We start from the raw sequence: 19,735 nt of genomic DNA on the forward strand, positions 1-19,735 counted from the left end.
AAAATTTCTAGCCCATAAGCACGTCTTGAATCAGTAGGTTGGTGCTGAGCATGGCGAAGCCCAACAATGACATTAGAATCATGGCATTATGGTATGTGATAAACAGGCTCCTCCCCATTCGGGTACTAAGCAAGAACACAAAACTTTAACTCCGCTGTTGGGCTTCGCCATGCTCAGCACCAACCTACAATTAGGTAGCTGAATAAACCCCATAGGGTTATAAGCGTAGCCTGGCTGCAAGCAACCAGGCTACTTACTTTTTAGTATCTTAAATGGATCATCGATTTAAATCATGTCCGCCCATGTTTTTCCTAAGGCAGACCAATCTTAAAAGAACTATCTCACCCTACGCGTGCGGTACTGCTCTTCATCCGTTCATAAACATAGGCCGGATAAAAAAAATAAAACGGTAAGGCATTAACTACCATATAACCAAAAAACGGCAAGGCAAAAAGTAATGCAATGACTTTTAGAGCAAGATGTGCTCCTGTACAAGCAACCAAAACCCAGGGAAAGATCAATGACAGCAAAATTAATAAGCGCAATCCCCATACTTTAGTGACCAATTTTTTGTTGCCCAGTGTAAACCGCACTGACTCCACTCCTTTTTTCCAAGGAGATTTACCCTCATTAACAAGCAAAATAGGAGTAAAAATAGTTAGCATATAACCAAATAAAACAAGCATTTTAAAAGGTTTAAAAAAAGAACCTATCACTTCCAAGAGTATGAGTATTACTAAAACAGGACCCAAAGCTTTTCCCATGGCTTGAGAGTTAAATAAATTGCTAAAAGCCGTATTCTCATTAATAGAATTACCGTCCAAATTAGCTTTAATCAGCTGATACAGACCATCAAGAAAAGGAAATATCGCAAAGAAAATTAATCCTGCTACTAGGAGCAAGTAAGTATAATTCAAAAAAGAATGATTAAAATTAATCCAACCTAATTCATTCAATCCAAAAGGAATTATTACTCCAAACACAATTAAAACAGCAAGGGGAGTTAAAAAAAGAAAGCTTAAAGGCCACCACAGTACGGTGCGACATTGAGCATAAGATTTCCATGCCTCATTAAACCAGGGAAAAGATTTTAGTAAATTCATAATTATCATACAATTTGGAGTGAAATTGTATGATAATAACACATAACCCAAATCAAAAGTAGAATATAAAAATGCGGGAGAAATGTAATTTTATCTGACGTTAGTTTTTTTTTAAAATTGTTAAAAATAATAACCCTATAGACAAAATGAACCGCCTTAATTCATATAATGCTGACATATTTAGTCAAATTCTATACCGAGCAGATAAAAAAGCATAAAATAGCAATTTACTTCCATTCAATGCTTACACCTGGATGTTTCAATATGAGCCATTTGTTAGATATATCACTGCTTAAAAAAAATCGTGATTTTAGATTGCTTTTTTTGGGGCAATTCATTTCTTTTATTGGCACAATGATAACCAGTGTAGCATTGCCCTATCAAATTTATCAGCTCACCCAGTCCACCCTGATGGTTGGATTACTCAGTCTGGTACAGCTATTACCGTTGCTAGTAACAGCCCTTGTTGGTGGAGTATTTGCCGATCGCTACAATCGAAGTGCTTTATTAATTATCAGCGAATCATTGCTTGCTGTAGGCTGTCTCTTTTTAGCGGTGAACTCTCATTCATCCCATCCAAGTTTTATCATGATCTTTGTGATTGCCAGTTTCATGTCGGCTATTACCGGGCTTCATCGACCAGCGTTTGATAGCATTACTCAACAGATAGTACAGCCCAGCGACTACAAAAATGTGGGGGCGCTTTCCAGCTTCAAATTCAGTTTTTGTATGATTATAGGTCCCTCTATAGCAGGGCTTATTATTGCACAATATGGCATTATAGTTACTTATTGTATTGATCTATTAACTTTTTTAATTTCGTTAATTAATCTAGCTTTGATGCATACAATACCTAAACCCATATTAAAAGAACATCCATCCGTCCTCTCCTCATTAAAGGAGGGTGTTTCATTTGCTTTTAGCCGTCAGGAATTAATTGGCAGTTATTTTGTAGACTTTATTGCCATGATTTTTGCGATGCCCAACGCATTACTCCCCGCAATGGCCCAACATTTTGGTGGGGTTAAAACCCTGGGGCTACTCTATTCAGCACCAGCGGTAGGTATTTTGATTATTTCTTTTGTCAGTGGCTGGACAGCCAAAATAACTCATGATGGTAAAGCGATCGCGATTGCAGCTGCATTATGGGGCCTCTCTATTATTGGATTTGGTTTATCTCATTCTCTTTGGCTGGCTTTATTTTTTCTAGCGCTTTCAGGAGCCTTTGACGGGATTAGCGGTATTTTTAGAAGTCATTTATGGAATAATACTATCCCCTCAGAGTTTCGCGGACGTTTGGCAGGAATTGAAATGATCAGCTATTTAAGTGGCCCTAAATTAGGGGATACCCGGGCCGGACTTATCGCTGCGAGCATGGGGCTCACCACTGCATTGGTATCGGGAGGTATTTTATGCATTATTGGAGTATCACTTTGCTGCTGTGCCCTGCCCAAATTTTGGTCTTACCGCTCTAAGTAATATTGAGCCAGGAGGTGTCTCCTGAAATAGGCATGAGCCACCTTTCGGAGATCCTTCGCTTGGCGCTGGATGACGTTTGCCGTGACGCTAACCACCCGCTCCTGGAGAAGTATTGCGTGATTCACGTGCCTGTTCGATTATTGTAGAAATTTCCTCTTCCAAACGCTGCAAATTCTCAGCTAATTGGTTGAGTCGTTGAGTAATCGGAGCTAATTTTTCAGGAGCAGTTTCAATAAAGCGTTCGTATTGTTTTTTTTGCAATTCCAATTTTTTTATTTCTTTACTATCACTACAATTAGCCAGATCATTTTTTATAATATCTAATTGCCCCTCAGCAATAATAACCTTTTGTCCAAATTGTTCTACCAGATCCAGGGCGTTCTGATAAGCGCTTTTGGCATTATCTAAGTGCCCATTTTTTTGGGCCAGCTGCTGATGATAATTTCGTATACTTTCTTGCTGAATAAAACCACGCATAGGAGAATTAAATAATGTTGGACCAGCCATAATAATCTACCTCATTACCGTAATAAGTATCATAAATGTGGGGCAACCACATTTCATGATTTAATAGTGTTTTGTTGAACTACTTCATCTACTACCTCCTCCTGAGGCACTACTTTAGCTTTGCTTGGTGTCTCTGAAGCAATAATGGGGGCTCTAACAACCACTTGACTTGCTTTTTCTAAGGCTTCCCCACAAGTCTCAATTTGTTGTTCGAGCTGGCTTAACAAGCTCTCAGCCTCTAATGCTAATGGGAGCGGTGATGTTGCTTCTGAAACGTCTGTTAACTCAACTTCTTTACTAATTACCTGTGCTACATCATGAACTTCAGTTTTAGTAGAAATCTCACCTTTATTTTCAATTTTATTTTTCAAAAAATTAGCTGAGTTCTCTTCAAAAACAGTATCCAATTTCCTTAATTTATCATCCCTCTGATCATTAATAAGTCTTACCCGATCATCATAGGCTTGTTTTTGTTTTGGATAGTTTTGTATCTCATTAGATAATTGGATTTCATTTTTCACCACATTAGCACCTGCCCCAATGGTAATGGCTCCCAAGGTAGAGGCTCCTGCGATAGCAACGGTGGCAGCAGTACCAGCAGCAATAGCAACTCCCAAAGGAGCAAGTACTCCGGTTAAAATCAAAACCAAACTGATAACAGCAAGTAAACCAACCCCGCCGACAATCAACGAATTACGATTACGCTGAAACCAATTTTGATTGGCACTCGAAGGAACAGACGGAATAGGAAGAGCCTCTATTTCTTTTTTAGCTTCAGCTCTAATAATTTGTTTTTGACTAATCCGTTCCGAGTTAAAGAAACCTGTAATCATTTCGGCGCTTACTTTTTTAAAGTCTCTTCCTAGTGCTAATACCTCCTTGGTTGACTCCTTATCTAATTCAGCTGCTCTCTCCATTATCCTCTTTTTTAGAAACAGCGGATCTTGCTCTGTAAGGGATTCACCAAGTTGCTTCAGTTGATGAACAATATCCTCTTTAAGCTTGTCATCATTTATTTCACGCATTACATTGGAAAGTACTTGGGAAAAATCCAATTTTTTATAAGGTATTGATTCGATGTACGATAAATTACTTAAATTCCCTGCTTTAGTTAAAATTCGCTTAGCCAAATCTTCATCACTATCAGAAAGAGTAGCTGCATGATCTTTAAGTTGACGTGCAAACCCTTGTAATTTTTCTTTAAGTATTGGCGTGTCTTTTTCTTCCAAAGCGACTACAAATTTTTCCACGTCATCTGAAGAGCTATCTAATTTTATAGCCCAACTGGCTTCAGTGTAGGAATCAATATTTGCCATTAAATCATTTTCTATTTCTTTGAGATGCTCCAATACCTCATTATTATTATATTTTTTTTGTTCATTCTTGATAAATTGTTGCAGTTTTAATATTTTGGGAACCCTCGTATCAAAAATATCTAATAATTGCTCCAAACCCTTCTCAAGATACTGCTTTTCTTCCCCTGTTGGATTATCTCGTAAACCACGTAGTAATTTAGCTTGATTTTGATATTGATCAGCTAATATTTTTCCAGCATTAGTAGCTAAATCCACTTCAAATGACTTAAGCTCTAACTTCATGAAAATGTAGGTCAATTGACTCTTGATTAAGATCTCTTCTTGTTGTTCTGGGGCTAACTCTTTACCAGCAGAACTAATTGTCTTAAAAATCTCATCCAGGGTCTTGTTATAATTATCATCTTTAAAAAAATTAATATCAGATGATGCACGCTCGTTAATTTCCGCCATATAAGCCCGCACATCACGATCATCTGGTAAAAGACTTTTTAGCCAATCATTTAACTCTTTCAGTTGATCTTGTTTAAAATCACGATTATCAATATTTCTATTTTGCTGAATTCTTTTCCTTAAATCATCAAATTTACTGGCTGAAAGAGCCTCTCCATCGAACATGTCAGTCAATAATGTACTGAATTTTTTAGAATTTAATAAGCTATTGACCTCCTTCGCAACATCTTGCTCTTCAACATCAGATGAGTTTTTAGCAAGAGACTCGCTTACGAAAACTGGATGAGTGAGAAGAGTCACTGTTCTATCAGCCGGGGCAAGATTAGTATTTTTTATAATACAAACGCTGAAGAGACGCTTACGTTGCTCTACAGGAACAAATTCCTCTCCCTTTGCCACATCAGGATCATCTCTTAAATAGCCAATGGAAAGGGCGCAATGATTTCCATCATCATCTATATATGCTACCCGAATATCGTTAGCCCTACCCTCATTCTCAGTCCCTTCTGCAAGTGCCAATTTTCGTACTTTGTCAAATTGTGGCGATAAGTCTATAATAAGACGATTAAATGTGCCGCCTTCAAAATTACCTTGGGTAAATGAACGACTCTCGTCTGTTGGAAGATGTGAAGAGTCTCTTAATTTTTCTTTTATGTAAGAAACAGGGTGATCGAAGCTTAGATAAGCCATACGATGGAGATCTTTATCGATTTGCTCGTTATACTCTTCCAGTGATTGAGGCGCATAAAACTCCGCAGGTAAACCCGTCAAATCAGTAACTTGAATATAGTTACCGGTAATTTTCTTAAGATTTGGCATTTTATACCTCAACTTTTTCTAGTTATGATTTTATTATAAATAACTAATATTAAGATATTATGACGTCGTATCATTCAGAACATCTTTGTAAGTGTAATAAAATCGTTTAATCTCCGATAATACTTTCTTTCGTATGATACTGATCCAAACGCTCATCCAAACTCGCGGCTTCGGTTAATGCTGCAACGTTCTCTTTGGTAAAGAAACCATCAAAGCCATGGCATCGTTCAACATATTCAGTAATTAACAGGGAGTAGGTCGAGTGTTTGGAAAAAATTTGTTTTAAGTCAGGGGCATCGGTACATGCGCCAAAAACCTGAGCTAAAAACTCAATATGTAAATCATTTTTTAAGGTATTGATGACGAAATCAATATTCTTTTGCCCGGATGGATGATCTCCATCAGTTACTTCATAAGCAATATGATGCATTCTTCTTCCATAATTACGAACAAAAGTTTCAGTAGGCATTGGAAGGTTTTCAAAAGAATTCACCATGTAGGGAGTATTATTAGCAGTAAATACCTTAGCTGGGGATTTAATATCGTGTCCATGAGGCGTGCGATTTACATTCGTTGAGGAATTCATATCATGAATGTTATAAGCGCCCCAAAAATAATAATTAGATAAGCATAAAAACTCTAGAATCGCATCTTCACGTTCCCCTGCTAAAATGCGGGTTGCCATGTGATCAATGCCTTTAATCAGCCCTTTAGTACCGTTATCCTCGCTCTCCTGCTCCGCATCGTGCAGGATTTTTTCCTGTTCTTTGGTTAAGTAAAAACGTTGCCCCAGCTCTAAACTATCAAAATCATATAGATTTCCATCCGTATAACCCACGCTATTGTAAGTAAAATCTGAGAGACGAGTGAAATGGATGTGTTTACTGCAATAGAATTTATTTTCAGTCATGCTCGGCAGATGAAAATTAAAATCATGAGAAATCAGGATACTGCGTACTTCATTTTTATCTTTGCATTGATAAATTTCTCCCACATACCGCGCATTGAATTTTTCTCGTGAATTAGGATACATTTTATTAAGGCGACTAATATCATCTTTAAAATTTGGGTCTAAAGGCTCCAATACAATAAAAACCGGAGCGTTTTTCATATTGAAAAGACAATAAAATTTATGTGTATCACTGATGTAACTTTTCGCATAACGGTAAGGGGTCATGGAATATAACTCTTTTAAATAAGGGATAGCATCCCCGGTTTGCACTTGCACCACAACACCCCCCATGTCTCCATATAAATCCTCAAGCCCCGATGACACCCTTCTTTCAAAGATTTTCGTTTTATATTCATTAAAGTAGGAAGAATTTTCTTTATCTCCCTTAGGGTGATACTTTAGTGGATTAATCATCATGAACTCCGAACCAATTGTTTTAAATTTACAATATTAGTATAAGTATATACCGCCATTGGAATATTGTTATACCATTAGTCCAAGCCTCTCTGAGCCTTCACGCCCAACTCACATATCGCTAAATAGCAATAAAGAATAATATTTAAGATAAGCTTTATAACTAGATTATAAAATCAGTATAATCCTTTCTTAATAATTACCAGGTTTGTTGGCAATTGGTCGACATAGACGTCAGGCTTTTAAAAATGAATGGTCAACAACCCCTAACCGATTAAGAAACTTTTAAAATGGAAGCCTTATTTGTCTCTATAGGTGTTGTAGCTCTTGCTGAAATGGGTGATAAAACCCAATTATTGGCGTTTATCCTTGCTGCTCGCTTTAAACAACCACTCCCTATTATTTTGGGTATTTTTGTAGCTACATTCATTAATCACGGTTTAGCAGGTGTTATAGGTGCCTGGATTATAACGATAATCCCTCAAGAAACGCTTCGCTGGATAATAGCAGGATTGTTCATTGGTATCGGTATATGGACTTTAATCCCTGATAAAATGGAAGCCTCAGAAACAAAGGAAAAAATACGCCTTGGTGTGTTTGGCACCACTTTTGTTACTTTTTTTCTGGCTGAAATAGGTGATAAAACTCAAATTGCTACGATCACGCTCACCGCACATTATGCAACCCCGCTAATAGTTATTGTCGGTACCACCTTGGGCATGTTACTCGCTGACGTGCCGGCAGTTCTTATTGGAAACAAATTCGCCGAAAAAATACCAATGAAACTTGTCAATTCAATAACCGCAGGAATATTTGTCTTAATGGGATTCTTAGCTCTATTTTTAAAATAGAGCCAGTGTACGATTTAATGATTCTTTGTTAAATGACCATTCAAACAAGCGGCTTTCCATCATCCCGAGGAGCTCTGTTGAAATAAACATGAGCCCACATTTTGGAGATCCTTCGCTTCGCTCTGGATGACGTTTATAAGACACTCTCCTCCACGCGTCGAGAGAGGGTTAAAGCAACAGTACGATACGCCACGAGATATAGTTTTTTTAAAGACGAATGGCCCACAGACCTTAATAGTTAAATCGATTAGTTTTGACTTCTTCGTCATCACTTTCAGTACCTACATCAATCTCATCAATCTCATCAATCTCATCAATCTCATCAATCTCATCAATCTCATCAATCTCATCAATAGTATCAGTTGTTTCAGTCTTGTCACGTATCGTATCGAGCTCGTCTATTCCATTTGCAGCATTAAGACGAATAGTTTTCTTTATATTTTTTATTGAGTGTTCTATTTTTTTCTGATGATAGATATAGCAAATACTAACTCCAGTAGTTATGCCTTCGAGAATACTTGATGTCACTCGTTGTAAAAATTGTTTAAATTTCTTTAAGAAGCTCGTACCGTCATCCGCAGCACTTAATTTTTCAATAAACACAGCATCATCAGGTAAAGCTTTTACTACTAATGCCCGTTGTTCTATGGATAAATCACCATTTATAAGCTCTTGATTGATCCCATCAATGTAATCCCTTAAATCTTTATTTCTTTCAGGGAGCTTCATGCTAAAACTATGAAGTTTTTGGTATGCCTCAGAAACTATTAAATAATCACCAACATTATTTCTTTCAAAAATTTGTATTGATTGATATAAATCTTTTGCGCTGTCTGTTGAAGACAGAAAATGATCTTTATTTTCATTATAATGATGACGAAGAATCGTTTCATATTGCTTCACTATAGGTTTTTTAAGATTCGAATGCTTCAGATGATCACGTAAATAAACCTCAAATTGTATATCCAATAAAGCACTCTTTGTTTGATTGACCTCTTTATCAGCAAGAGATTGAATTTGTTGTTGCAGAAAGGCTAATTTATCTTCCTTAATCTTTATTTTAAACTCTATTTCATGATTTGAAGGTTCTTTCTTTAAAGCATCCAACTCCTTTTGAGTTTGGGCTATAACTATGTTTAAAAATGATTTATCTGTTAATAAATCCAGCTTTTTATTAAAAGGCATGTCTAATTCCAAAGCCATAGATAAAAACAATTGATTGACAGCGCCCATGGCAGAATTGATTAATGCTCCTGGTTTTAAACCCAGATAATCTTCTTCTGCTGATAATCTTGTAATGAACTCCTGATAAACTGTTTTTTTTATTTGAATAAAATCATTGGTGACCAATTGATTGATCATCACGGTTAATTCAGAGGCCTGAATACCTGCGCGTTGCATTTGCTTTATTAAATCAAGAATCATTCTAACGGTTGGTATATTAAACCCAGTCTGTCTCTCTAATACTAATTTCAATCGGCTGATTTCACTGCGCATAAGCTGCTCATCGGCTAATTGGGTTCTGGAAAGCGAGTGAATAACGGGAGTTTGCTCTCCAAATACATTCGTATAACGAGAACGTAAATAATTTATAGACTTTTGTAACTGCGGCGATGCTAAATGCAAATATTTAATACCGAGTTTTGCCGCTTTTCTAGGAGCAGATTCTTGAGTGATGGTTGTGGTTTGAACTGTACCCTGACGTTTATTCGCCTCAAAAAAAGCCTTTTCCAATCGAGGATCACGTGGATTCTTTCTTTTTAATAGTTCTTTTTTCGTACTTTCAATTACCGACATCAGATCATCAAAATCCTCTTTATTGTAATCAATAGCTCGAATTTTTTTACTTAAATCCAGCAGTTGCATTGCTACTGGGCCGTAATGCGCTTTTAATTCTGGAGTAAGATTTTCTAGTACTCCTTTTAATTGTTGTGCTTCATACTGAATTTCAACTAATGTTCTTGCCTGTACTACAAGACGGTCATTTTTTTTCATCCCTTCAAAATGCTGAAATGCGGTTTGTAAATGATATAAACCATTCTCCATTTCTTTAATTTGACGCACCATAAGAGGGTCATCGTCCTTTATAGAATGTAAAGGCTGGTCTTCAGGCTTTGTTAAATAAGCCTGAATATGTCTGGAAAAGTTTGTTTTGGTAATTTTAGTTAATTCTTCTCCCACTTGCTCTATGACTGACGCGATCTTTAACTCTTGAATATAAGCCAAGTTACCGCGGATACTATGCATTGATGAGCTTGATATAGGTTTTAGTTCCCCTGGTCCTACAGTAGGCCTCTTAGCTTGAATGATTGAATATTTTTTCTGTAATTTATCCATTGAAAAATCATCTGATTTTTCAGCGACTAATTCTAAGGCCTGTGAATTTATATAATAAATAGCATGATCAATTAAAGTAATTTTTAGTTGGCATGATCGTTGTCGTTGAACCAAATATTTTTTTACTAAAGATTCTTGTTTCATTATTTGTGCTATCGAAACCTTTACCCCTTCCCATGGCTCTGATTCCATGGTTTCAAGCTGATTTAAAGCGATAACACATTCATTCGCAACATCCAGATTACTGTTAGCCATGGCCAATTGGATCATTGAGAAAGTACGGCGCAATTCAATGCGATCTAAAGGGGCAATTTCTCGAAATGACATCTCAGAGTATTTTTTAAGCGTATCGAAAAAAGTATCGGCTGATTTCACTTGTTCTTTAAATTGGAACAAATCCATGAAATGCTCCATTTTCTTAGCCTTAAGGCCTTCTTTTCTCGTATCAGCCAAGTCAAAAGACAAGTTAATTCTTTTTAGTTTGCTATTGGGTTTAGACTCAATAACTTCATTTAATTTGTCATTAATTTTGTCTATTTCAAGAACTATAGCTCTTGATAAAGTTCCTGGTTTCATTAAATAACGAGTTTCTATTTCATCAAACATCAAAAGTAAATCAGGATAGCCTTCTTCAAGCCATTGTTGATAGGCGTGAATTGTCGTTTCTTGCAAGTTAGTACTTTGCCGTTGAAACTTTTTATTTAATTCGATAAGCCCTAAAATTGCTCTGGGGCCTTTTATAAGGTTACTTATGGGCGATTTTTCTTCAAATATTAATTCTAATATCGAACTAATGGCATCAATCCTTTCCTGACTTATTCTTAATTTATGTACTGATACCTCTCTTTCTGGACCTATCAGGTTTGCCATATTATGAAGTAGAGAGGGTAATTCTGATAATAACGCAACTAAAGACGCTGTTTGTGTTGAATGGGCTGTTTTTTCTGGCTGGACTAAAGCAATGCCTATTCCTAAAACACTACCTACCTTTTGTGTCACATCAAGAGCATTAAATTGGTTGGTCCAACCTTCCTGTTTAATAAGATCTCTGGCCCCATCCAATACTGGCTTAATTAAATCATAATTCTCCCGAATTAATCCTTGCACTTCAGGAGTAACTTCGGTAAATAATTCCAACGATTTATAGACTTGTGATAAAGCAGCAACCCCTTGATGAGCCGCGGCAACCTTGCCAAAAGTCGTGCTGGTATCCATTCCTTGCCATATTTTTAGTGCAGACTCAGCATAATACATGCTATTAATCATTTTTTTTATCGCGGCTATTTGAGGCGCATCATTTTCTATATGAGTAAAAGGCACACCTTCTTTGTGTGGATTTAAACTACTGGATATTGGTAATGACAAAGTGGTTTTAAATTTCTGCAATAATAACGTTCTGGCGGCAGTAATGTTCTTGATATAATCCAATGTACTGGAGGAAGTCACTTCTTTAGGAGCAGTTGCCCCAGTTAAAGGGGTCCGACTTTCTTGTTGAACAGGAATAGTATGGGTTAAAGTCGCTACCCCTGCTTTTTTTAATTGTTCAATAGCGGTTAAATCATCGTTTCTGTAATTGATGCTCGACAGAGTGGAACCATAAGCCATAGCTTGTTTTAATACTGGAGCCAAAGTTCTCTGTGCATCTGGAGCAAGTAATGTAATACTCTTTTTTAATTGGGAAGCTGCTGAAGCTATTGCAAGATAAGACCGAAGATAAATCGTAATTCCATAATTAAGATTAATCGTTTCAAAATGTTTAAGTGATTTTTCCAATGCGAATAAATCATTTTCAACTTGTTTAATTTGAACCACCAACGCAGGATCAGTAGGACTAATGACATAGGGAATGGTTAAAAAATAAGCCCTATCCTCTTCTACAAAATGACGACTTATTAGAGCAGCAATGGAGGTTCTTGTATCATGGACCGTCTTAGATAATTCCATTTTTTGAAAATAAGTAAGCGTTCCTTTAAGATTAGTTAAATTAAAAGGTTTAACTGGAACAAATTGGTTGGGCACAACTTCCGGTTGAGGGACATTATTCAACTCCGTTTTTAACTCTTTAACTCGGTTTATAACCCGATGATTGAGTGGAGTGTTACTTAACTCTGGCCTTAATTTTTCACGCGCCTTCTCTCCTATCTTAATCTTAAATTGTTCGGACTCAATTTGAGTCGATATAAAATGCTCAACAAATATTTTTGTTCCTAACAATTTAGTTATTTCAGGACTTACAACGTAACTAGCCACATAACTAACCCCGTCTGCTGCCAACTGCCACCAGGATTTGGGGGCGTCCTTAACTTTTTCTGGACCAGTTGTGTTTAGAATTTCTGCTAACTTATTTTCGAGTCCTAAATTAGCATGAGCCAACACCATTTGTACTTTAGGGTAAAGTAATCTCAATGAAACCCGATCGACTTCAGTAATATCCGCAAATGACATTCCCCTATAGGATGTTAAAATTCTAAAAAATTCTATAGCAGCCAGATGTTGTTTTTCAGCAAGCATGATGGCTTGCACACTCTTAATCTGACTCGCTTTAATTTGTTGTTCTCTAACTTCTGTCAAGGCATCTGTGTTGACTACTCTTTGAGTAATGTTATACGAAGAGTCAGAAGAGATTAACGTATTGATTTGTTGCCCCAAAAGATCAGCCTTGGAGCACAGAGTCTGGGATAATAAACCTGATTTTAAGTAATTTTGTCGTTCTAATTGATCTGCAAGTGAGATCAATCTGGGTAAATAATAATTTGCCCAGGACAGATACTCCTGTATGGACTTTTTGGTGAAGTCAAAGCCATCCTCTTGAATATTTTTAAACCAATTAAATAAATCTTTTACTGCTTTTGAATCCTCGAGATCAGTAAGTGTTAATTGGCCGATCAACTCATTATTATCCAAATCATTTAATAAAGAACGAATCAGCTCTATTTTCTGACGTTTTTCTGACTCAGGTAATATCCCACTTTGCACTCCGGCTATAGACTCCATTAGCTGTGATATTGTTGTGAAAGTCGAAACCAGAGGGTTAGTATTATTCCATTTATTCAAATCCGGACCTAATAGACCAATCCCCTGATTGATGATTGTAGAAGCCTTATTTGTAGCCCCCATCTCCATAAACTGTGGGAGCCAACCGGAAGCATAAATCACTTCATAAGCTTGAGAGAAAATGGGGGCAAGAGTATGATAATTTTCGGTTACAACCCATCTTACTTCCGGAGTTGCATCATCAATCATTGTTATGAATTGATAGACCTGAAAAAGTGCTTTCATTGCTTGAGGCACCGCGTTGACCTTACCACTTAGAGTACTGGTATTTATTCCCTCCCAATGCTTTAACCCTATTTCGGCATGAAACAAGCAATTAATCACTTTTTTAATGGCGCACAACTGGGGTGGATCCCCTGCGAAATTAATAAAGGGTACCCCTTGGGTGCGTGGATTTAACTGTTCAGCTAAAAGATCATCTAACTGAGCTTTAAATGTTTCAAGTAAAAAACCGCGTGCCTCGTGATACAGCTGCGATAATGGAATTTCAGTTTGTTCATTAACAGGCATTTTCTGCTCCTATACTAAACAAAGTATAGTATTCAAAAAAACCTCAGTATCCTTTTAAAGATTTTTATTAATGACTATGCTTTTGGCACCTTCTATTTTCTACGCATATAGTAGGCAACCAATAATAAAATAATCACCCCAGCCACAATAACAATTCCCAATATCGATGCAGGCCCGCTCAAAAAACTTGTAGAGCCAGGTTCTATCCTGGGCTCGACAATTAAATCAGCGTAACTGGCCAAAGCATAAAAAACGCACAGTACGCTTAATGCAATAGATATAAACCCCACCATATATACTCTCCAAGTACGATTGATGTTCCATTGAGTATCAATGAATAAATTAAAGCCTTTCTTATGGGGATCAACATGACCAGATTAATTAAACTTGCTTCCATTAATACCACTAATAATTCCGTAATAATCCAGCTGAAACCCACCAATATTTGCGAAGATAAGAAATAATAAATAAAGTGTGCTAATGGATTAGTACAAAGATTTAACCCTATAATAAATACAACCCAGGGCAAATGCTCTTCTTTTGGGATCTTACTTTTGACAAAAAACCAAAACGCCAACAACTCCAGTATAATAGTCAGTGATAGCGCCATTATTGTTCTGATGATTGCTGCATCCATCATCCCCTTAAACTCCTATCTAATTTCTATCTGTTTTTTGGGACTGCCACATGTGCTCTATGAATTAAGCTATATACGCAAAAATCTAATAGAAAAAATCCCGGCTAAGTTCTTTCTCTTTATAATGATTTTACTGTTTATTCTGGTGATTACCAAAACAATTAATTTAATTATCTCAATTCCCAATGTTTTAATTATTGAAATTTTTATTTTAATTTTATTATTCCTGAGCACCCTGTATTGGAGAATAAATTTAATTTTAGCAGCTCTTGTCTTTATAGTTTGCCTCGGTTTTATTGTAAATCCTTTTTTACTATTATTTTGTTTGGTCTTCCTTCACAATTTGACTCCCTGGGGATTTCTTGCTCTTCAAAAAGCAACATGCAAAGCGTGGGTCATTTTTTTAATTAACCCTGTTCTGGTTTTTCTGTTTGCTTTCTTCTTTGCTATAGACCCCCATTATATCTCATCGACAACGACTCAGGCCTATTTATCACATTATCTGTTATCCCCAAAGCTGTCCTCATTAAATATCGCTTTCTTTGCAGCGGCAATTTATCTACAAATGACGCATTATTACTTTGTTCTAAATGTACTCCCGAAATTATCAGTTACCCCAATTAAAACCAATAAAATTCAATTGATTTTTTTTACCCTGATTGGAATAGGATTTATTTTATTTTTCAAGTATGGAAAACTATTATACAGCATCGTTGCAATGTTTCATGCTTACTTAGAAATTCCTTTTCTATTCTATTTATTAGGTGTTAAAGCACAGGTAATTCAACCTGCTTCTCGCCAATCAATGTCCCCCAGTAATGGATGATCGAAGATATTTTTCACCGCATAAACAAAGTCGCGATATATTTTAATCAATAACAACAAGTGATAACATGGGGTAGTTTAAATGACAAACCCAAAGTATATCTCATAAAAATGCTCATATAATCAAATTATTGACGAAATTATTTATTGAGTAACTAGAACATGGAGGCTCAATGTTTTTTGATAAAGGAAATCAGTATTCTCTGTTAGTAATGATGTGGTTAGGCTTAAATGTACAAGTAGCCTTCTCCGCCGCTGATTCAAATCACAGAACTGATTCAATACCACCCCGCACCACTCATTCAAATGGCGTGGCAACATTCCTGTCCCAACTCAAGACAGCTGATCGCAAAATATCGCTTCAACTTGGAGGATTTACAGCAAATCAAGGACGTTCACAAAACATCTATATCGATGGATTGGTTGGCGACCGTTTCGCTGTGAATCAACCTAATGACTCTAATGGTCTTGTGGGCGTCGGATATTATCTTAATGCTCAAGAGAGCAATCCCTTGAACCTGTCTTATGGGGTCAATGCTTTTTATCTGGCAAAAACGAATGTAAGTGGGGTAGTGATACAAGAACAGCTCTTTACCAATTTAGGATATTACTACTCAACTACCAATTACCCTATTTATTTCGCCGCCAAAGCACTCGTAAAAAAGAAGGATGATGCGCCATATAATCTAACCTTAGATGCTGGCATTGGTCCCAACATTATAACAACCGGTACTGTACGAGAAACATCACTTGATGGCGGAGTGACCATTCCAGACCAGACTTTCTCAGGACGTACAACAGCCGCATTCAGTGCGATGGCAGGAGTTGGCGTTCGGATTAATCATGTATTTGGTCAAGCGCCCCTGGAATGCGGATATCGTTTTTTCTATCTAGGTCAAGGGGATTTTAATAAACTCACCAATCAAATACTCAATACCTTAAACGCCGGAACCAGTTATGCAAATGCCCTGCTTTGCTCAATCACTATTTAATGCATTATGTGGATGCTCAATAGCATGATCGTCAACTTTTTTCCCAGTCTTTATTAATAGCAAAGTCACAATTGTTAATAAAGGGCTATTCATTCAGTGTTTCAGCATCAGGAGAAACCAATGTTTCGTGAGTTAATTAATTTATTATCTGTAGGTGAAATTTTTATTCTCAGTACTATTCTGTTAATTTCTCTTTCTCTGGTTGTAAGTTATATAGGGTCAATTTTTATTAAATCTGAATCAGTTAGCCCAGAGTACACCCGTGATACTGACAGTATACTTGGTGTTATGGGAAGTGGTTATGGGATTTTCCTGGGTTTTGTCATAATCACCCTGTGGGGCCATTATATGGAAGTACAAAAGGATGTCTATGAAGAGGCAGGCGCAATTAGCTCTATTGTTCATAATATCAAAGTATTCCCTCAAGCGGATGCTTTTTTCTTAAGAAAAAATATTGCGGCATACTTGCAAGCAATAAGAGACGATGAATGGCAAAAAATGAAGCAAGGAAAAGAGAGTAATAAAGCGTGGGATGCGTTTCAGAAACTTTATATCACTTTTCAGCAATATACCGCAAAAACAGCAAAGGAAACTTTTTTTTATGGCCAGATCATGAACAACATGGATACTGCCTTAAAAAAGCGCCGCGATAGATTGCTTGCTGTAAAAAGTATTATTAATAATGAGATCCGTATTGCATTAATTTTGGGGGCAATAGTGATTATCGTCTTGGCCAGTTTTTTAAAAACAAAAGGCCCCGCGCGCATCTTTGCCAATATCTGTTTAACTATAGTCATCGGATTTAATTTAACCTTGGCGCTTTGTTTCGACTACCCCTTCTCGGGTAGTATTTCAATAAGTAATTATCCTTTTTATGAAGGTGTTTTAGCTAACTTAAAACCTCTAAAAGAGGTAGAATAAACTCAAAATTATGTAGACCTGATTTCTTTAAAATCCTTGTCCTTTCTAACAACAAAGGACAAGGATTTGATTTTATTGATTATTTACAACTCATTGGACATCAAAGATAATCTAACGATAATTTTATGAAAGCATTCTTCGCAATATATCATCCTTATTAATAAAATGATGCTTTAAAGCTGCTGCAGTATGAAGGGCTATGGCCGCTATTAACGCATAACCTAACCACTCATGCACCCATTGAAATAAAAGTCGATTATGTTCATCAGCTGCGACAAGATTAGGTAAGGTAAACAGACCAAAAAAAGAAGCTGGAAGACCGGCCGCGGACGTGATTAACCAACCTGTAATAGGCATAGCAAACATGAAGATATAAAATGCCCAATGCATGCTCCGTGCTGCAAGCTTCTCAAGCCAGGGCAACTCCAACTCCGGCATTTGATTACCTAAACGCCAGATAATCCTGAAAATTGCTAGAAAAAGCACAGAAAGACCGAACTCTTTGTGCCATCCATAAAGTTTTAATTTTTGTAAATTAATAGGCAGATCTACCATATACAAACCTTCTGCCAATAAACCAATGATAAGAATAGCTACAATCCAATGCAAAGAAATAGCTACTATCCCAAAACGGGTTTTACTGTTTTTTATTTGCATGATTCGCCTTATTTTTTATCTTGATATGCTTCAGCACCTATTTGTATCGTGACCTCATCACCTAGATCGGGTAGCAAGGTATTCATACCAAAATCTGATCGCTTAATCTCGGTAGATGCCGTAAAGCCAACAGCGTTTTTATTAGAAATGGGATTAATACCCGTCTTGTTTAAGGTAACATCAAGGGTTACAGGCTTAGTCACTCCATGCAGGGTCAGCATGCCTTGTACTTTGGCAGTGTCTTTGCCCAAGACTTGTACTTTATCACTTACGAAGGTAGCTGTAGGAAATTTTTCCTGATTAAAAAATAATTTATCTTTTAAGTGCTTATCCAGCTCTGGTAAACCAGTCGCTATATCAGCAATTTTGATTGTTGCATTAACTTTACTTTGATCTGGATGATCTTTGTCAAGCACGAGTTGACCAGTAGCGTAAAACTTACCGACTTGAGTTGAGAAACCCAAATGCTTAATACTCCATAATACATAGGTATGATTTTTGTCCAGGGTAAAAGTTTCCTGCTCTGCATAAGTTGCAGCGGAAAAACTAAAAACGGCTATTAGCAATGCAAGCAGACACGACAGATTACGTTTCATGTTCATTTCCCTATATTTATTGTTGTTAATCAAATGACTTTATTTCCCTGCCTCAAGAGATCCGCCCACAATTTTTTCACATAGCCCCTTGGGCATAATAAGAAAGGCATCTTTTTGATTGTCTTTAGTAGAGGAGCCCGCGCATGAAGCAGTTGCCGTAGCACAATCATTCATGCCCATTTTAACGACTCCATAACATTTTTCAGTAGCAGAAGTACTTGGAGCAACATCGGCTAAAGCGGCATTAGAACCGACGAGAACAAAAAAAGCAGTCATTGCAGACTGTATCAGCTTATCAACATGTGACATCCTTAATCTCCTTGTTGTTAAATATTACGTTCCTATCTTAGAGCAAAATTAAGATTGTGCCTAATTTTTTATTAAAAAAAATAGGGGTACTTTTCAATCAACTATCCTCTATAATTAATGTATAACCTCAAAAAATCATAAGCTTTTTTGGCATACTCAAGCGGTGGGGCTTTTGCAGGATCTTGTTCGGCCTCCACTATCATCCAGCCGGAGTAGTTGCATTTTTGTAACGCATTAAAAACGGAGGAAAAATCTACCATCCCATCTCCAGGTACGGTAAATACCCCAGCGCGTACTGCATCCATAAAACTTAATTCTTCTGTTGTAACTCGATTTAACACCTCTGCACGTATGTCTTTCAAATGGACATATAAAATACGATCCCCATACTTATGAATTAAATGAAGCGGATTTACTCCTGCAAAGGCTGCATGTCCTGTATCAAGCAGTAAAGAAATTAACTCAGGACTGGTGCTCTCCATTAAATAATCTATTTCACGTTCATAAAAAATCCCTGTTCCAGCATGATAATGATAAGCAAGATGCATGTTAAAATCGTAAGCAATTCTGCCGATGGTGTGTAATCCCTGGATGAGTCTTCCCCACTGCTCTTCATTAAACTCTGGTTTGTATTGAGGATTTAAAATGGGTAAATCAGTTCCCTGGATCGCATGACCGCACTCACAAATATTAATAAACGATGCTCCTAAAGCACGCATAAAACTTAAGTGTTCCATAAATCGGGATAAAGTACTCTCATACTGTTCTGGAGCGGTGAAAAACGTACTAAACCAAGCACTGGATAACTGTAATCCCCTCTGAGTTAAAGCACTCTTTAACACTGATACATCTCGAGGATACTTATTCCCTAATTCTGTGCCTGTATAGCCAGCCATGGCCATTTCTTGAATGCATTGCTCAAAACTAATATCTTTACCCAACTCAGGATCATCATCATTGCACCAATTGATTGGAGCTATTCCCAGTTTGATGTGCATAAAAAATT

At 36.9% G+C, this 19,735-nt stretch carries 15 protein-coding genes; 5 read left to right on the forward strand and 10 right to left on the reverse strand.

Annotated features, from left to right (window positions below; all coding sequences use genetic code 11):
• Positions 1 to 341: 341 nt before the first annotated feature.
• On the reverse strand, positions 342 to 1,103 hold the full coding sequence (locus LOX96_RS16465; protein WP_250424612.1) for a hypothetical protein: 762 nt from the start codon (positions 1,101 to 1,103) through the stop codon (positions 342 to 344).
• 264 nt (positions 1,104 to 1,367) lie between these two features.
• Here LOX96_RS16465 and LOX96_RS16470 point away from each other — a divergent pair, with 264 nt between their 5' ends.
• Positions 1,368 to 2,582 carry an MFS transporter gene (locus tag LOX96_RS16470; protein ID WP_250424611.1) on the forward strand — a complete coding sequence of 405 codons (1,215 nt, stop codon included), beginning with the start codon at positions 1,368 to 1,370 and terminating at the stop codon, positions 2,580 to 2,582.
• Positions 2,583 to 2,669: 87 nt separating this feature from the next.
• Here the strand turns inward: LOX96_RS16470 and LOX96_RS16475 are convergent, their stop codons facing one another.
• The 3 genes from LOX96_RS16475 to LOX96_RS16485 form a co-directional block, all read right to left on the reverse strand.
• Positions 2,670 to 3,089 (reverse strand): hypothetical protein, encoded by a 420-nt coding sequence (locus LOX96_RS16475; RefSeq protein WP_250424610.1) that lies wholly within the window; start codon positions 3,087 to 3,089, stop codon positions 2,670 to 2,672.
• A gap of 53 nt (positions 3,090 to 3,142) precedes the next feature.
• A complete protein-coding gene (locus tag LOX96_RS16480) occupies positions 3,143 to 5,674 on the reverse strand; it encodes a hypothetical protein (RefSeq protein ID WP_250424609.1) in 2,532 nt (843 codons plus the stop codon).
• 106 nt (positions 5,675 to 5,780) lie between these two features.
• On the reverse strand, positions 5,781 to 7,040 hold the full coding sequence (locus LOX96_RS16485) for a hypothetical protein (protein ID WP_250424614.1): 1,260 nt from the start codon (positions 7,038 to 7,040) through the stop codon (positions 5,781 to 5,783).
• 290 nt (positions 7,041 to 7,330) lie between these two features.
• Between LOX96_RS16485 and LOX96_RS16490 the strand changes: the two genes are divergently transcribed.
• Positions 7,331 to 7,891, forward strand: coding sequence for a TMEM165/GDT1 family protein (locus LOX96_RS16490; RefSeq protein ID WP_250424608.1), 561 nt, complete (start codon positions 7,331 to 7,333; stop codon positions 7,889 to 7,891).
• 231 nt (positions 7,892 to 8,122) lie between these two features.
• Here LOX96_RS16490 and LOX96_RS16495 read toward each other — a convergent pair whose 3' ends face one another.
• Positions 8,123 to 13,792, reverse strand: coding sequence for an SdhB (locus LOX96_RS16495; RefSeq protein WP_250424607.1), 5,670 nt, complete (start codon positions 13,790 to 13,792; stop codon positions 8,123 to 8,125).
• Between the two features lie 92 nt (positions 13,793 to 13,884).
• A complete protein-coding gene (locus tag LOX96_RS16500; RefSeq protein ID WP_250456410.1) occupies positions 13,885 to 14,085 on the reverse strand; it encodes a hypothetical protein in 201 nt (66 codons plus the stop codon).
• Positions 14,086 to 14,346: 261 nt separating this feature from the next.
• Between LOX96_RS16500 and LOX96_RS16505 the strand changes: the two genes are divergently transcribed.
• The 3 genes from LOX96_RS16505 to LOX96_RS16515 all read left to right on the forward strand — a co-directional run bounded on the left by LOX96_RS16505 (position 14,347) and on the right by LOX96_RS16515 (position 17,167).
• A complete protein-coding gene (locus LOX96_RS16505; RefSeq protein WP_250456419.1) occupies positions 14,347 to 15,255 on the forward strand; it encodes a hypothetical protein in 909 nt (302 codons plus the stop codon).
• Positions 15,256 to 15,427: 172 nt separating this feature from the next.
• Positions 15,428 to 16,246, forward strand: coding sequence for a hypothetical protein (locus LOX96_RS16510; protein ID WP_250424604.1), 819 nt, complete (start codon positions 15,428 to 15,430; stop codon positions 16,244 to 16,246).
• 120 nt (positions 16,247 to 16,366) lie between these two features.
• Positions 16,367 to 17,167 (forward strand): bestrophin-like domain, encoded by an 801-nt coding sequence (locus tag LOX96_RS16515; RefSeq protein WP_250424603.1) that lies wholly within the window; start codon positions 16,367 to 16,369, stop codon positions 17,165 to 17,167.
• A gap of 123 nt (positions 17,168 to 17,290) precedes the next feature.
• On the opposite strand, the gene LOX96_RS16520 is transcribed toward LOX96_RS16515, so the two are convergent.
• The 4 genes from LOX96_RS16520 to iolE form a co-directional block, all read right to left on the reverse strand.
• The gene (locus tag LOX96_RS16520; protein ID WP_250424602.1) at positions 17,291 to 17,824 is read right to left on the reverse strand and encodes a cytochrome b; all 534 of its coding nucleotides are present in this window, start codon (positions 17,822 to 17,824) and stop codon (positions 17,291 to 17,293) included.
• A gap of 8 nt (positions 17,825 to 17,832) precedes the next feature.
• Complete coding sequence (locus tag LOX96_RS16525) at positions 17,833 to 18,420, reverse strand: YceI family protein (RefSeq protein WP_250424601.1); 588 nt, start codon at positions 18,418 to 18,420, stop codon at positions 17,833 to 17,835.
• 39 nt (positions 18,421 to 18,459) lie between these two features.
• Positions 18,460 to 18,729, reverse strand: coding sequence for a BufA1 family periplasmic bufferin-type metallophore (locus LOX96_RS16530; protein WP_250424600.1), 270 nt, complete (start codon positions 18,727 to 18,729; stop codon positions 18,460 to 18,462).
• A gap of 101 nt (positions 18,730 to 18,830) precedes the next feature.
• Positions 18,831 to 19,727, reverse strand: a complete 897-nt coding sequence (iolE, locus tag LOX96_RS16535) for a myo-inosose-2 dehydratase (RefSeq protein WP_250424599.1) — start codon at positions 19,725 to 19,727, stop codon at positions 18,831 to 18,833.
• Positions 19,728 to 19,735 lie beyond the last annotated feature (8 nt).

Origin of the sequence: Legionella maioricensis, from assembly GCF_023618015.1 — a bacterium.
In the GTDB taxonomy this organism is placed as follows: domain Bacteria; phylum Pseudomonadota; class Gammaproteobacteria; order Legionellales; family Legionellaceae; genus Legionella; species Legionella maioricensis.